The following is a 15115-nucleotide window of genomic DNA, read 5'->3' as shown; positions in this document are numbered from 1 at the left end:
GGGCTCAGCGCCTGAGCTGGCCCACGAGGCCGGCCAGTGCGAGCGTCGTGCGGTCTTCCTGCCACGGGCCGACGATCTGCACGCCGATGGGCAGGCCTTCCTTCGAGCGGCCGGCCGGCGCCACGGTGGCGGGCAGGCCCGAGACGGTGGCCACGCCGGGCCAGGCGAGCTGGTCGCCGTAGGGCGTGGGCTCGCCATCCACCTTCAACTGCCGCCCCGGCCACGGCCCATCGTCGAACTGCTCGAAGGCCGGCGTGCCGAACACCGGCATCAGCACCGCATCGAACTCACGGAAGAGCGCCGCCCACTGGTTGCGCAGGCGCTGGCGTGTGTCGAGCAGGCCCAGCCACTGGTTGGCGCTGAGCTGCGGCTGGCGCTCGGGCATGGCGCGGTTGATCTCCGTCGTCAGCATCGGGATGTAGAGCTTGTGCGCCGCTTCGAGGTCGGGCAGCAGCGGGCTGCTGCGCGCGACGCTGGCGCCCGCACGCTCGAAGTCGGCGGCGAGTGTGGCCAGCATCTGGCGTGTGTCGCTGTCGGTGGCGCAGCGCGGATGCGTGTCGACCACCAGCAGGCGGGTGCCCTTGGGCGAGGTGACGCGCGGCTTCGGTGGCTCGAAGCGCAGGCCGGGGTCGAGCGGGTCGGCCACGGCGAGAAGGTCGAAGGCGAGGGTGAGGTCGTCGATGTTGCGCGCGAGCGGGCCGATCACCGCCAGGCCCGAGCCGGCCCCGTCGGCACGCGGCGGCTTGTGCCCGCGCGGCGGCAGCAGGCCGAAGCTCGGCTTGTGGCCGTAGAGCCCGCAGAAATGCGCCGGCACGCGAATCGAGCCGCCGATGTCGGAGCCCAGCTCCAGCGGCACCATGTACGAGGCCAGCGCCGCGGCCGAGCCGCCTGACGACCCGCCTGGCGAGCGCTTGAGGTCGAGCGGGTTGTTCGTGCGGCCGTAGAGCGGGTGCACCGTCTGCCAGTCGCCCAGCGCCACCGGCACGTTGGTCTTGCCGAGGATGATGGCGCCGGCCTCCTTCATGCGCGTGACGGCCAGCGCATCGGCATCGGGCCGGTAGTCGGCGAACTCTGCGAAGCCCCAGGTGGTGGGCAGGCCCGCCACGTCATACGACTCCTTCACCGTCATCGGCACGCCGAGCAGCGGCCGGCGCTCACCGCGCGCGAGCGCGGCATCGGCGGCGTGGGCGGCCTCGCGGGCGCGGTCGAAGTCGCGCACGACGATGGCGTTGATCTCGGTGTCGCGCTGCTCGATGCGAGCGATGTGCGCGTCGCACAACTCCAACGCGCCGATCTGGCGCTCGGCCAGCAAGCGGGCCAGCTCGATCGCGCCGGCCTGTTCAGGGATCGAAGACGACATGGGCGGGTGTTCCTGGTGAAGAGAGGGAAGCCTCTTTCACCATAGCACCGCCGCCCATTCCCTCACATCAGCAGATGCTCGCCCGCGTTGTCGCCGCCGAGGATCACGTAGTTGACCTTGCGGATGTCGGCGAGCTTGGTGCCGCCGGCATAGCTGATGGAGCTCTGTACGTCTTCACGCATCTCGCGCAGCGTGTCGGCGAGCCGGCCCTTTACCGGCTCGAGGATGCGCTTGCCTTCCACGTGCTTGTATTCGCCCTTGTTGAAGTCACTGGCCGAGCCGTAGTACTCCTTGAAGAGCTTGCCGTCGACTTCCACCGTGCGGCCGGGCGATTCTTCATGGCCCGCGAAGAGCGAGCCGATCATCACCATCGCCGCACCGAAGCGCACGCTCTTGGCGATGTCGCCGTGGTCGCGAATGCCACCGTCGGCAATGATGGGCTTCGTCGCCACACGCGCACACCACTTGAGCGCGCTCAGCTGCCAGCCGCCGGTGCCGAAGCCGGTCTTGAGCTTGGTGATGCACACCTTGCCGGGGCCGATGCCGACCTTGGTCGCATCCGCCCCCCAGTTCTCGAGGTCGATCACCGCTTCGGGCGTGCCCACGTTGCCGGCGATCACGAAGGTCTGCGGCAGCTTCTGCTTGATGTGCTCGATCATGCGACGCACGGTCTCGGCGTGGCCGTGCGCGATGTCGATGGTGATGTAGTCGGCGCCCACGCCTTCCGCGGCGAGGCGGTCGATGGTGGTGTAGTCCTCGGCCTTCACGCCGGCGCTGATCGAGACGAACAAGCCCTTGTCGCGCATCTGCTTCGCGTAGGCCACGTTGTCGAGGTCGAAGCGGTGCATCACGTAGAAGTAGCCGTTGGCGGCGAGCCATTCGGAGATGGGCTCGTCGACCACCGTCTTCATGTTGGCCGGCACCACCGGCAGCAGGAACTTGCGACCGCCGAACTCGACCGAGCTGTCGCACTCGGAACGGCTCTCCACGCGGCATTTGCGTGGCAGCAAGAGGATGTTGTCGTAGTCGAAGATTTCCATGGATCAAGGCTCCTGTGCGTCAAAACGAGCGGCGCGTTGAGGCAGTGCGCGGCCCAATGGCTGCGAGCGCTTGACTGGTGAACCCGGTTGTCCGCGAAGGCCGCCAGCGGGGACGGTGCAGACGAAAAAAACCGGGCGCCAAATTTGGGCCCGGTGACGCATTCTACGCAGGCACCTCGCGCATCAGGTGGTCAAAAACCACGGTTCAGGAGAGGTCGGTGGGCATAACTGGCAGGCGCATGGGCTGCTTGCCGCTGGCGGCCACCAGCGCGTTGTAGACGGCACCGGCGCCCGCCACGATGGCTGCCTCTCCCGCCCCGCTGGGCGGTTTGTCGCTCGCCACGAGGTCGATGTCGAGCATGGGCATGTCGGTGATGCGCGGCAGCGGGTAGTCGGCGAACGCGGTCTGCGCGGCGCGGGCCTCGGGTGCGGTGAGCTGATCGAAAAGCACGAGGCTCAGGCTCCACACGAGGTTGCCTTCCACCTGCGCGCGCACGCTGCGCGCATCGACGATCGCACCGCAGTCGTGGCTGCACCAGAGCTTCGTCACGCGAATGCGATCGGCCGTGATGGCGACCTCGGCCACGGCGGCGACCACGCTCAGGCCTTTGTAGACGCCGCAGGCGACCCCGCGGCCCACACGCGCCCCCGGTGCGGCGGCGCGAGGGGCCTCGCGTGCGGCGCGCTCGGCCACTCGCTTGAGCACGGCCGACAGGCGGCTGGGTTCGACGAGGTGCTCCCCCGCAGGTGCGTGCGCCAGATGCCGCAGCCGAAACGCCACCGGGTCCTGCTGGCTGGCGCGGGCGGCGGCGTCCATCGCCGCTTCGATCGCCAGCACGTTGGGCCCGGCGCCGAGGCCGCGCCAGGGGCCGGTGGCGAGCGGCACCCGCGTGAGCTGCATCGAGCGCCGCTGGCGTGCGAATGCATACGGCGCGTGCTGGCCACGCGCGGTGCCGGCGTCGCCCACGAAATCGGTGAAGGTCTGCATCCACGGCGGCATGCCAGCGGAGGTGAAGATCACGTGCGAGCTGGAGAGGGCGTGCCACCAGTCGGAGATGAGCCCATCGCTGCCCACGCGCAGCTTCACCCGGTGCGACGACGGCGGGCGATGGAAGGCGCCGGTGAACTCGTCTTCACGCATCCATTGCAGCTTGACCGGGGCCTTCATGGCCCGCGCCACGTAGGCCGCTTCGCGCTCGATCAACGCCACGGTGCGGCCACCGAAGCCGCCACCGAGGCGGTGGTTGTGCACCGTGATGCGATCCAGCGGCAGGCCGTGGTCGCGGGCCATCACGTCGCGCATGAAGAACGGGTCTTGCGTGGCGCACCAGAGGTCGAGCGTGGGCTTGCCGTCGGAGTCGGTGCTGAACTGCGCCACCGCGCAGCGCGGTTCGATGGCGGCATGGGCGGCCATCGGCACGTCGAGCCGAAGGTCCACCGTCCACGGCCCGTCTTGCACCGCGCAGCTGTCTTTCGTGAAGCGGCCTTTGGCGAGCACGCCGTCGATGTCGACCATGCGCTCGGGGTCGGGGGTATGCGCGGGTTTCGTCCAGCGCACGTCGGCGGCGCGGCGCATCGCGAAGAGTGCGGCAGGGTGGCGTGCCACCAGCACGGGGCCGTCGACCTCGGGCAGCGTGAGCTGGGCCACGAAGCCGGGCACGGCTTGCACGGCCTCGCGGTTCCAGCCGTCCAGCGCCACACCGAGTTCGGGCCGCCACGGCGGGTGCAACACGGTCGCGTGCAGCAGGCCGGGCAGGCGCACATCGGCCGCGAAGACGGGGGCGCCGGTCACGAGCGCGTGGTGCTGGGGTGGTGCGACGGGTGGCAAGGCCGTGCGTTGTCGCAATGAGGTGATCGCGCGAAGCGGCGGCGCGACGCCTCGGGCTTTCATCTCGTCGCGCAAGCGGGCGCAGGCGGTGGCCAGCGGCACCAGCAGCTCGCGCACCGAATCGCTGCCCACGGTGCCCTTCACACGCCTGATGTCACCGGTGCCGGGGATGCGCACTTCGATCGTGTCCTCGGCCACGCCCAGCTCGAGCGCCGCGATGCGGCGCAGGCCACCGAGCACGTTTTGCCCCATCTCCACGCGCGGGCACCACAGCAAGAAGCGGCCCTCGGGCGTGCGGTGGATCCAGCCGAGGGCGTCGTCGAGCGTGGGGGCCGGGCGCTTGGGGATGGGCGGGATGAGCGAGCAGCCACCGAGGCCGAAGGCGACCGTGATGCCGCCGGTGGCCAGCAGCGCGCGGCGCGACAGCGTGGCGCTCATCGTGCACCTCGCTCACGGGCAATCTGCGCGGCGCGGTGGATGCCGGCGCGGATGCGGTCGTAAGTGCCGCACCGGCAAAGGTGGCCGGCCATCGCGGCGCCGATCTGTTCGTCGCTGGGGTTGGGCGTGCTGGCCAGCAAGGCCGCCGCGCCCATGATCTGGCCGCTCTGGCAGTAGCCGCACTGCGCCACCGCCAGCTCCAGCCAGGCCTGCTGCACCGGGTGCAAGGTGTCGCCGCGCGCCAGGCCTTCGATGGTGGTGAGGTCGCGCCCGGCGGCGGCGCTGCACGGGGTGATGCACGAGCGCACCGCCTGGCCGTCGAGGTGCACGGTGCAGGCGCCGCACACGCCCTCGCCGCAGCCGTAGCGGGTGCCGGTGAGGCCCTTGTCTTCGCGCAGCCACCACAGCAGGGGCTGCGCGGCCTGCTCGTCGCCGAGCGTGAGGGGTTGTCGATTGAGCGTCAGTTCCATGGCGATGACCTTAAGCAGGCGCTCGGGGTTTGTCGTTATCCCGGGTTAAGCGCGCGCTGCGATACCGTGCGCGCATGCACACGCTTGCCGCCCAGCCGTTACTCGAACACCTCGCTGGTGGGCCCCTGCCCGAATGGGCCACTTTCGCCGCCGAGGTGCAGCCTCGCACGCTCGCCGCCGGCGAAGCGCTTTTCGAGAGCGACGTGCCCTGGCCCTGGCTGTGCATCGTGCAACGCGGCCTCGTCAAGCTCGCCTACCTGCGCGAAGACGGCAGCGAGCGCATCAAGTCCTTCATCCACGAGGGCGGCTTCTTCGCGAGCCTGGCAGCCCTCGCGCCGGGTGGGCGCACGAGCTTCACCGCGGTGGCGCTGGAGCCCTGCGTGGTGGAGCCGCTGAGCTACCCGCGCATCCTCGCGCTCGGCGAGCGGCACCTGGCGTGGCAGAAGGCGCTGCGCGCCGGCATCGAGCACTATGGCGTGCGCAAGGAAAAGCGTGAACGCGAACTGCTGATGCTGAGCCCCGAGCAGCGCTACCGGCTCTTCCTGCACGAGTCGCCCTCCCTCGTGAAGCGCGTCGCGCAGCAGGACATTGCGCTGTACCTCGGCATCACGCCGGTGGCGCTGTCGCGCATCCGCGGCCGCATGGCGCGCGGCGCTCAGACCGGGGCGTAGAGCGCGGCGAGGTCGATGCTGGAGCGGTGCCCCACGTCGGCGGCATGCGCATCGAGCCAGCGCGCAGCACGCGCGCGGCCGAGGTCGCGCAGGTTTTCCAGGAAGGGCAGGTGTGCGATCAGCCGGGTTTCACCGGCCAGTTCGCCCAGCTCGTCGTGCGCGTCGATCAGGTGCAGGTGCAGGCGGCGCAGCCGTCGCTCCAGCCTGCCGAGGAAAGGCCAGCGCGATTGGCGCGCTTCGGCACAGGCCTCGGCCAGCGTGCGGGCCTCGCGCAGGAAGGTGGCGTTGAAGGCGAACTCCAGCGCGCGCGCCTGGATCTCGTCGGCGCTCACCGGCGTGCGGCTGTAGTGCAGCGGGGTGAGCGACACGATCAGCAGTTCGTCGATGGCGCTGCGCACCAGCGGGAAGAGCGCGGGGTTGGCGCTGTAGCCGCCGTCCCAATACGGCTCGCCTTCGATCATCACCGCGTGGTGCAGCGTGGGCAGGCAGGCCGAGGCGAGGGCGGCGTCGACGCTCAGCTCGTGCGCCTCGAAGAGCCGCAGCCGCCCGGTGTTGGCATGCGTGGCGGCGATGTGCAAGGCCATCGGGCTGGCCGCGCGCAAGCCTTCGAAATCGATCTGCTCCTGCAGCACCTCGCGCAGCGGGTTGGTGCCGAGCGGGTTGAACTGGTACGGCGAGAGCAGGCGCGTCCAGTGCATGAGCGCGCGGCCGGCGGCGTTGAGGCCGGGCCGGGCGGCGTCGCCCGAGGTCAGCAGGTCGAAGGGCACGCGGGTGCCGATGGCCGTCCAGAAGCGGCTGAGCGCATCGCGTGCGCCCTCGGGGCCGCCGCGCCGCCAGCCGTCGGCCAACGCGATCGCATTCATGGCGCCGGCGCTGGTGCCGCTGATGGCGGTGATGTGGAAGTGCCCGGCTTCGAGCAGGCGGTCGAGCACGCCCCAGGTGAACGCGCCGTGTGCACCGCCGCCTTGCAGGGCAAGGCCGAGGGAAGGGGTTTTCAAACGATGGATCAAGGGCATCGAAGGGGTGATGGCAGGAAGCATGCCGGGGGTGTTTTCCTAGAATGTGTCGATGACAGCCTCCCTGCCTCTTTTTTCGCCCGATGCCCCCGACGAGGGCGCCGTCGGCGAGCCCGCAAGCCATGAACAACAGGGGCTGCTGCGCGGCTTGAATCCGGAGCAGCTGGCGGCCGTCACCCTGCCGGCCCGCTCGGCGCTGATCCTCGCCGGCGCGGGCTCGGGCAAGACGCGCGTGCTCACCACGCGCATCGCCTGGCTGATCCAGACCGGGCAGCTCACGCCGGGCGGCGTGATGGCGGTGACCTTCACCAACAAGGCCGCGAAGGAAATGCTCACCCGCCTGGGCGCGATGCTCCCGGTGCCGGTGCGCGGCATGTGGGTCGGCACCTTCCACGGGCTGTGCAACCGTTTCCTGCGTGCGCACTGGAAGCTCGCGAACTTGCCGCAAGGTTTCCAGATCCTCGATTCGAGCGACCAGCTCTCGGCCGTCAAACGCATCATCAAAGCGATGAACCTCGACGACGAGCGCTTCGTGCCCAAGCAGGTGACGTGGTTCATCGCCGGCAGCAAGGAAGAAGGGCTGCGCCCCAAAGACGTGGACGTGCGCGACGAGCAGAGCCGCGTGATGGTGCAGGTCTACCAGGCCTATGAAGAGCAGTGCCAGCGCGAAGGTGTGGTCGACTTCGCCGAGCTGATGCTGCGCACCTACGAGCTGCTGCGCGACAACGCGGCGCTGCGCGAGCACTACCAGCGGCGCTTCCGCCACATCCTGGTCGACGAATTTCAAGACACCAACCGCCTGCAGTACGCCTGGCTCAAGATGTTCACCGGGCCGCAGACCGCGGTGATGGCCGTGGGCGACGACGACCAGAGCATCTACGCCTTCCGCGGCGCGCAGGTCGGCAACATGACGGCCTTCGAGCGCGAGTTCGGCGTGGAGCAGGTGATCAAGCTGGAGCGCAACTACCGCTCCTACGGCAACATCCTCGACGCGGCCAACGAGTTGATCTCGCACAACACCAACCGCCTCGGCAAGAACCTCAGCACCGAGGCTGGCCCCGGCGAGCCGGTGCGTGTGTTCGAGGCGACGAGCGATTTCTCGGAAGCGCAGTGGTTCGTGGACGAAGCACGCCAACTGCACCGCGACGGCATGGCGCGCAGCGACATCGCGCTGCTCTACAGAAGTAATGCGCAGAGCCGGGTGATCGAAAGCGCGCTCTTCAACGCCGGCATGCCCTACAAGGTGTATGGTGGCCTGCGCTTCTTCGAGCGGGCCGAAGTCAAACATGCACTCTCGTACCTGCGCCTGATCGAGAACGCGAACGACGACACGAGTTTTTTGCGCGTGGTGAACTTCCCGACGCGCGGCATTGGCTCGCGCACCCTCGAGCTGCTGCAAGACGCGGCCCGTGCGAGCGGGCGCAGCCTGTCGCAGAGCGTGACGGCGGTGCCGGGCAAGGGCGGCAGCAACCTGCAGGCCTTCGTGGCGCTCATCGATGCCATGCGCGAGGCCACCAAGGGCCTCAACCTGCGCCAGATCATCGAGCACGTGCTGCACGAGAGCGGCCTGCTCGAGTTCTACAAGACCGACAAGGAAGGCCAGGACCGCATCGAGAACCTGGAGGAACTGGTCAACGCGGCCGAGGCCTTCGTCACGCAGGAAGGATTCGGCAAGGACGCGGTGGCGCTGCCCATCGACGAACACGCATCCGGGTCCGTTCGCCCTGAGCCTGTCGAAGGGCCTTGGGCCGACGCGGCAGGGGCTTCGACAAGCTCAGCCCGAACGGACGCACTGGATTTCGCCCGAGCTGCAGTGCCCGATGCCGAAACGGGCGAGATCATGTCGCCGCTCGCCGCCTTCCTCACGCATGCCTCGCTCGAAGCCGGCGACAACCAGGCGCAGGCCGGGCAAGACGCCATCCAATTGATGACGGTGCACTCGGCCAAGGGCCTGGAGTTCGATGCCGTCTTCATCACCGGCCTGGAAGAGGGCCTGTTCCCGCACGAGAACAGCGTGTCGGATGTGGATGGCTTGGAAGAAGAGCGCCGCCTGATGTACGTGGCGATCACGCGCGCACGCAAGCGCCTGTACCTGAGCTTCAGCCAGACGCGCATGCTGCACGGCCAGACGCGCTACAACATCAAGAGCCGCTTCTTCGACGAGCTGCCCGAAAGCGCGCTGCGCTGGATCACGCCGCGCAACCAGGGCTTCGGCTCGGGCTTTGCGCGCGAGTACCAGTCGGCCTGGGCGAAAGGCTCGGGCCTGGGCTCCATCGTCGGCGCGGGCAACGTGGCGCCACGCAACGCACCGGCCAGTGGCCCGGTCACCAAGAGTAGCCACGGCCTGCGCGTGGGCCAGAGCGTGTTCCACACCAAGTTCGGCGAGGGGGTGCTCGTCACGCTCGAAGGCACGGGCGACGATGCCCGTGCGCAGGTGAACTTCGGCCGCCACGGCATGAAGTGGCTGGCCTTGAGCGTGGCCAAGCTGACGCCGATCGAGTGAGGCCTCAGCGCACGCGCACGTGTGCGATGTGCCCCTCGGCTTTCGGCTCCAGGCCGTTCAGGCCCTCGGGGTCGTAGCGTTGCAGCTGCTCGATGCCATCCAGGTCTTCGAGCAGTTCGAAGCCGAGGTCGTGCAGGAGCATCGGCAGCCCCGCCGGGTCGAATCCGGACATGAAACGTTCGCCGACCGACGCGGCGCGCTCCTGCAGTTTGCGGAAGTCGGCCGGCGTGTCTTGGCCGGGGCGGAACATCGCTTCGTCGACATACGAGAAGACCAGCTCGCTGCCCGGCGCCGCGCACGACGCGATGGCCCGCAGCGTCGCGAGATTGGCCTCGCGCGGCAGGTAGACCGTGACCCCCAGCCATGACAGGAAGGCCGGGCGGCTGAAGTCGAAGGGCGAGCGCTTGAGCGCGGTGACCAGGCTCTCCGAGGCCAGCTCGGCCTCGACGTAGTGCGTTTGCGCTTCCGAGGCCGGCGCATGGCTGGCCAGCAGGCGCCGCTTCAGCGCCTGCGTGGCCGGGTGATCGATCTCGTAGATCGCGAGCGGGCCGGCCGTGGGGTCGTGTCGCTGGGCGTAGCTGTCGAAGCCTGCGCCGATGAGCACGTACTGGTCGATGCCGCGTGACATGGCGGCGTGCAGGGTGTCTTCGGTGTAGCGGCAGCGCAGGATCACATCCGCGAAGGCCGCGTTGGCGCGCAGCATGGCATCGGGCAAGGCCTCCCGGATCTGGGCGGGCATCACCCGGTGGCCCCAGTCGTCGTGGATCAGCGGGGCGGGCGCGCCGCGGGTGTGCAACGCACGCATCAGCGAGGTGGCCAGTGCGGTGGTGCTGGGGTCGTGTGGCTTCATGGCGGTGAGGGCAGAGCTGCGTGGGGGCGCAGTGTGGGCGTCGTCATGGAATCTGTACAGTGCATTGTTTTGTTGCCATACCTGCACAAGATGAAATCCATCGACCTCAACCTGCTGACCGCGCTCGATGCCCTGCTCACCACCGGCAGCGTGAGCGCCGCGGCCGAGCGCATGCACCTGAGCGCCCCGGCGATGAGCCATGCCCTGGCCCGCTTGCGCGAGGCTCTGGGCGACCCGCTGCTGGTGCGCGCCGGCCGCAAGCTGATGCCCACGCCGCGCGCGGTGGCGCTGCGTGAGCCGGTGCGCCGGCTGGTGGCCGAGGCGTCCGAGTTGATGCAGCCGGGGACTGAGGCGCGTGTTGCGCAGACGCCGCGCGAGTTCGTGATCCGTGCACCCGAAGGCGCCGGCATCGTCTACGGCGCGACGATGCTCGCGATGGTGCAGCAGCGGGTGCCACTGGCCAGCCTGCGCTTCGTGGCCGAGAGCGACAGCGATGCCATGGCCCTGCGCGAGGGCCGTGTCGACCTCGAGATCGGCGCCGCCCACGACCGTGGGCCCGAGGTGCTGAGCTCACCGCTCTATGAGCAGCAACTGGTCGGGGTGGCACGCAAAGGCCATGCGCTGCTGGCCGGGCGCGTGACGCTGAAGCGCTTTGCCGCCGAGGCGCATGTGGCCGTGGCCCGGCGGGAGCGCACGCTGACGCCGCTCGACCGCCTGCTCGGCGAGGCCGGTGTGGCGCGGCGGGTGCTGCTCACGGTGCCCAGCACCTACGGCGCGATGATGGCCGCCGGCATCTCCGATCTGGTGGCCAGCGTGCCCGACCGCATCGCCCACACCGTGGCGGCCGCGCTCGGCCTCGTGGTGTTCAAGTTGCCCGTGGTGGTGCCGCCCGAACAGGTGGTGCAGGCGTGGCACCCCCGCCTGGACGCCGACCCGGCCCACCGCTGGCTGCGCGAGTGTGTGGAGACCCTGCCGGCCCGCGTCCGGCATGGCCCGTTGCGGCAGCGCGCACACCGCGCGATGCTGGGGATCGACGAGCGCTGACACGCGTCAGCACAGCAGAGGGTCTTGGTGCCGACCCGGCGGGGGCTGCGTAGTAAACTGCGCCCCCCGTTTTCCCATGCCACCCAAGGCACCCGAGACACTTCGACAGGCTTTCATGCAGCACGGGTCTTCCCCCGCGGGCGTGGCCGGTTCGGAGCTCACCCGCCTCCTGGCCCGCCTGGCCGAGACGCCTCCCCCACACGCCGCACCGGCCTTTGCCGAGGGCCTGGGCCGCTGGCTGGGCTGGACTGGCGCCGTGGCGTTGTCCACCGCACTGAGCACCGACCTGGGCGGTGGTGACGCAGCCCCCGCATCTGGCGCCACCGGCCACGAGGAGGCGGACTTTCACCGCGTGCGTGCGGCCCTGGCAGCGTCCATCGCCAAGGGGCCCGACGACGATGCAGCGAGCCCGGCCGACTTCAGCCCCTACCGCCGCCACTGCCACGCGCAGCAGCAAGCGATGCACAACGCGATCGCCGCGTTGCGGCAGCGCTTGCGCGACGCGCTGTCGCGGCGCTCGCCCGCGTTCGCCAAGCTGGCCGCGATCGACGCCGTGATGGACCAAGCCCTGAGCGCGCAGGAGCGCACGCTGCTGGGCCTCGTGCCCCTGCGCCTTCAATCCCACTTCGATCGGATGGCCCGTGCCGCCCGAGACACTGACGACACCCGCTGGCCAGACGCCTTCCGGCAAGACATGGAACGCGTCCTCCTGGCTGAACTCTCGCACCGGCTGATGCCGGCGCAGGGCCTGCTGGACAGCCTGCACCCCGTACCGCCAACACCATGAATCGATTCCTCCCTCACACCGCTTTCCTGGCCGGCCTGGTCGCCGTGGCCTGGGTGGGCGCGGGTTACCTGCCGGGGCACCTGCTGGCGTTTTCGCTGGTGTTGCTGATCGGGCTCTTCTACCTGTTGGGGGCGCTCGAGCTGCATCGCTTCCAGCAAGCCACCGACAGCCTGGGCCGCGCCGTGCAAGCTGCAGCGTCGCAGGCACCGGCGTCGCTGCCCGAATGGCTGGCGACGCTCCACCCGAGCCTGCACGCGAGCGTGCGCCTGCGCATAGAAGGTGGCCGTGCCGCGCTACCGGGGCCGTCGCTCACGCCGTATCTCTCGGGCTTCCTCGTGCTGCTCGGCATGCTCGGCACCTTTCTCGGCATGGTGGTCACGCTGAAGGGGACCGGCCTCGCGCTCGAGCATGCGACCGACGTGGATGCGATTCGTGCTTCGCTGGCAGCCCCCGTGCAAGGTCTCGGCCTGGCGTTCGGCTGCTCGGTGGCGGGCGTTGCTGCGTCGGCCATGCTGGGCCTCATGTCGACGCTCGTGAAGCGCGAGCGTGTGCGCTGCGTGCAGCAGCTCGACGCGCAGATCGCCGGCCCGCTTCATGGTCACACGCGGGCGCACCAGGAAGCGCGGCAGCGCGACGAATCGCTGCGCCTGCTGCGTGCCCAGGCCGAGGTGATGCCGGCGGTGGTGGCACAACTGCAAGGCCTGGTGGCGCAGATGGCGAAGCAGGGCGAGGTCTTGCACGAGCGCCTGCTCGACAGCCAGGCGAAGTTCCAGCAAGACGCCCAGCGTGCCTACCAAGACCTGGCCGCCTCGGTGGATCAATCGCTGCGGACGAGCCTCGCCGACAGCGCCCGCGTGGCCAGTGCGGCCATCGAGCCGGCGGTGCAGGCCACCATGGCCGGGCTGGCGCGCGAAGCCGGCGTGCTGCGCGACGCCTTGGCCGAGCGCACCGATGCGCTGGTAGAGAAGGTGGCTTCGCGCCTCGACGACAGCACCACCCGTTGGGCTGCTGCCTGGGGCACGGCCCTGGCGCAGCAACGCGACGACCACGTCGCCCTGGTGGAGCACACCCGCAGCGGCTGGTCGGCCACCCAGCAAGCGTTCGAGCGCCATGCCGCCTCGCTGCTCGAGGCGGTGGGCGAGGCGCAGGCCGCGCAGGCCGAGCGCAGCGAGCAGGCGCTGGCCGCACGCCAGCAGCAGATCTGCTCGACGCTCCAATCCACCGCCCAGGCCATCACCGCTCAGGCCGAAGCACACGCACGCGCCACCCTCGACGAGATCAGCCGCCTCGTGCAATCGGCCGCCGAAGCGCCGCGTGCGGCCGCCGAGGTCATCGGCGAGCTGCGCGGCGCCCTCAGCGACAGCCTGGTGCGCGACAACGCCGCCTTGGAGGAGCGCAACCGACTGCTCGCCACCCTCTCGGGGCTGCTCGATGCGGTGAATCACGCGAGCACCGAGCAGCGTGCCGCGATCGATGCGCTGGTGTCGGGCACGACCGACGTGATCGACCGCGTGGGGGCGCGTTTCCATGAGACCGTGGCCGCCGAGTCGCGCACGCTGGAGCAGGTGGCGGCGCAGGTCACCGTCGGTGCGGCCGAGGTGGCGAGCCTGGGCGAAGGCTTCGGCACGGCGGTGGATCTCTTCAGCCGCTCCAGCGAGCGGCTGATGGCGCAGCTGGAACGGGTCGAAGGCGCGCTGGGCCAGAGCCTCGCGCGCAGCGACGAGCAGCTCGCCTACTACGTGGCGCAGGCGCGCGAGATCGTCGATCTCACACTCGGCTCGCACCAGAAGATCGTCGAAGACCTGCGGCGGGTGGGCCGTGCCGTGCAGGACACCACCGCCGAGGCCGACGCAGCATGACGGCGTCCGACGAAACCCACGAGAGCGATGACATCGAAGGTGGCTCGACGGCCACCGTCTGGGCCGTCTTCGGCGACCTCATGGCGGGCCTGTTGGGCGCCTTCGTGTTGATCCTCGTGTTCGTGATGGCGACGCAGCTTGACCTCGCCGAGCGCCTGAAGAGCGAAGTGGCGCAGCGCCAGGCCGAGCAGCAGCGCCGCGAGGCCCTGGAGCGCGCCTTGGCCATTCCGCTGGCGGCCGGCCGCGTGAGCCTGGCCGAGGGCCGCATCGCCATCAGTGGCAGCGTGCTGTTCGCCTTCAACTCCGACGAGCTGCAGCCCGAAGGCCGACAGCTGCTGCAAAGCCTGGCCGCCCCGCTGGCCACCTACCTCGCGGCGCGCGACGAGGTGCTGATGGTCAGTGGCTTCACCGACGACCGCCAGATGCGCGACACCTCGCGCGCGAAGTTCGCCGACAACTGGGAACTGTCGGCCCAGCGCGCGCTGACCGTGACACGCGCCTTGATCGAGGCCGGTGTGCCCTCGAAGTCGGTGTTCGCCGCGGCCTTCGGCTCGCAGCGGCCGGTGGCCTCGAACCAGGAGGCGGCCGGGCGTGCGCTGAACCGGCGGGTGGAGATTGCGCCGATGCCGGCACCGAAAGAGGCACCAATCGAAGCGAAGAACCTTGGAGCGAAGAAGTGAATTCCACCGACGGCGCCGCCGAGTTGCTCGCGCGCGTCGAATCGGCGCGTGCCCAGATGGCGCCGGTGCGGCACCGCGTGCTGGAGGCGATGGCCTGTCGTGCGGCGCAGCAGGAGGGCGAGGCCCGCCGGCAGTTGATGGCGCGCGTCGAGGCGTTGATGAGCGAGCCGCCGGTGCGGGCAGCGGGGGCGCAAATGCAAGCCCGGGGAGACGCGCAGGTGGGCCTGTCGCAGCTCGTCGCGATGCTCAACCGCCATGCGGCTGACGCGCCGACAAGGCCCGCACGCCTGGCCGCGCCACCGCCGCTCAAGTCGGTCGTCACCTTCCAGGGGACCTGGTCGAGGCTGCGCGTGGAGCAGCGGCTACACCAGGCCCTGGCCCAGGTGCCGGCGCAGGCGGGGCCCTTGCACTCGGCCCGCATCGTGAGCCGCGCGCTGCAGACCCTGCATGAGCTGTCGCCGGCCTACCTCGACGCGTTCATGACCCACGTCGATGCCCTGCAGTGGATGGAGCAGACCAGCGGCGGCGGCGATCTCACGCCGCGCGCTGCGAGATCGCGGGCGAAGTGA

13 protein-coding genes are annotated in these 15115 nt (G+C 69.9%); 7 read left to right on the top strand and 6 right to left on the bottom strand.

Annotated features, from left to right (window positions below):
- Window positions 1-4: 4 nt before the first annotated feature.
- The 4 genes from KF892_09410 to KF892_09395 all read right to left on the bottom strand — a co-directional run bounded on the left by KF892_09410 (window position 5) and on the right by KF892_09395 (window position 5136).
- Complete coding sequence (locus KF892_09410) at window positions 5-1360, bottom strand: amidase (GenBank protein MBX3625217.1); 1356 nt, start codon at window positions 1358-1360, stop codon at window positions 5-7.
- A gap of 62 nt (window positions 1361-1422) precedes the next feature.
- A complete protein-coding gene (locus tag KF892_09405; GenBank protein ID MBX3625216.1) occupies window positions 1423-2400 on the bottom strand; it encodes a GMP reductase in 978 nt (325 codons plus the stop codon).
- Between the two features lie 205 nt (window positions 2401-2605).
- Window positions 2606-4666: a molybdopterin-dependent oxidoreductase gene (locus KF892_09400; GenBank protein ID MBX3625215.1), complete on the bottom strand. Its 2061-nt coding sequence runs from the start codon at window positions 4664-4666 to the stop codon at window positions 2606-2608.
- On the bottom strand, window positions 4663-5136 hold the full coding sequence (locus tag KF892_09395; GenBank protein MBX3625214.1) for a (2Fe-2S)-binding protein: 474 nt from the start codon (window positions 5134-5136) through the stop codon (window positions 4663-4665). Before KF892_09395 ends, KF892_09400 begins: the two co-directional genes overlap by 4 nt.
- Before the next feature lie 74 nt (window positions 5137-5210).
- On the opposite strand from KF892_09395, the gene KF892_09390 reads away from it, so the two are divergent.
- On the top strand, window positions 5211-5807 hold the full coding sequence (locus KF892_09390; protein MBX3625213.1) for a Crp/Fnr family transcriptional regulator: 597 nt from the start codon (window positions 5211-5213) through the stop codon (window positions 5805-5807).
- On the opposite strand, the gene KF892_09385 is transcribed toward KF892_09390, so the two are convergent.
- The gene (locus KF892_09385; GenBank protein ID MBX3625212.1) at window positions 5792-6823 is read right to left on the bottom strand and encodes a patatin-like phospholipase family protein; all 1032 of its coding nucleotides are present in this window, start codon (window positions 6821-6823) and stop codon (window positions 5792-5794) included. The two genes, KF892_09390 and KF892_09385, sit on opposite strands and share 16 nt — an antisense overlap.
- A gap of 52 nt (window positions 6824-6875) precedes the next feature.
- On the opposite strand from KF892_09385, the gene KF892_09380 reads away from it, so the two are divergent.
- A complete protein-coding gene (locus KF892_09380; protein MBX3625211.1) occupies window positions 6876-9326 on the top strand; it encodes a UvrD-helicase domain-containing protein in 2451 nt (816 codons plus the stop codon).
- A gap of 4 nt (window positions 9327-9330) precedes the next feature.
- Here the strand turns inward: KF892_09380 and KF892_09375 are convergent, their stop codons facing one another.
- Window positions 9331-10176: a class I SAM-dependent methyltransferase gene (locus KF892_09375; protein MBX3625210.1), complete on the bottom strand. Its 846-nt coding sequence runs from the start codon at window positions 10174-10176 to the stop codon at window positions 9331-9333.
- A gap of 99 nt (window positions 10177-10275) precedes the next feature.
- Here KF892_09375 and KF892_09370 point away from each other — a divergent pair, with 99 nt between their 5' ends.
- The 5 genes from KF892_09370 to KF892_09350 all read left to right on the top strand — a co-directional run bounded on the left by KF892_09370 (window position 10276) and on the right by KF892_09350 (window position 15115).
- Window positions 10276-11220 (top strand): LysR family transcriptional regulator, encoded by a 945-nt coding sequence (locus KF892_09370; GenBank protein MBX3625209.1) that lies wholly within the window; start codon window positions 10276-10278, stop codon window positions 11218-11220.
- A gap of 115 nt (window positions 11221-11335) precedes the next feature.
- The gene (locus tag KF892_09365; protein MBX3625208.1) at window positions 11336-12007 is read left to right on the top strand and encodes a DUF3348 family protein; all 672 of its coding nucleotides are present in this window, start codon (window positions 11336-11338) and stop codon (window positions 12005-12007) included.
- The gene (locus tag KF892_09360; protein MBX3625207.1) at window positions 12004-13866 is read left to right on the top strand and encodes a DUF802 domain-containing protein; all 1863 of its coding nucleotides are present in this window, start codon (window positions 12004-12006) and stop codon (window positions 13864-13866) included. The genes KF892_09365 and KF892_09360 overlap by 4 nt, the downstream gene beginning before the upstream one ends.
- A complete protein-coding gene (locus KF892_09355) occupies window positions 13863-14546 on the top strand; it encodes an OmpA family protein (protein MBX3625206.1) in 684 nt (227 codons plus the stop codon). The genes KF892_09360 and KF892_09355 overlap by 4 nt, the downstream gene beginning before the upstream one ends.
- Window positions 14543-15115: a DUF2894 domain-containing protein gene (locus KF892_09350; protein ID MBX3625205.1), complete on the top strand. Its 573-nt coding sequence runs from the start codon at window positions 14543-14545 to the stop codon at window positions 15113-15115. Before KF892_09355 ends, KF892_09350 begins: the two co-directional genes overlap by 4 nt.

It is taken from the genome of Rhizobacter sp. (assembly GCA_019635355.1).
In the GTDB taxonomy this organism is placed as follows: domain Bacteria; phylum Pseudomonadota; class Gammaproteobacteria; order Burkholderiales; family Burkholderiaceae_C; genus Rhizobacter.
The sequence above is the reverse complement of the archived record's forward strand: the minus strand, read 5'-3'. Positions and strand labels throughout refer to the sequence as shown.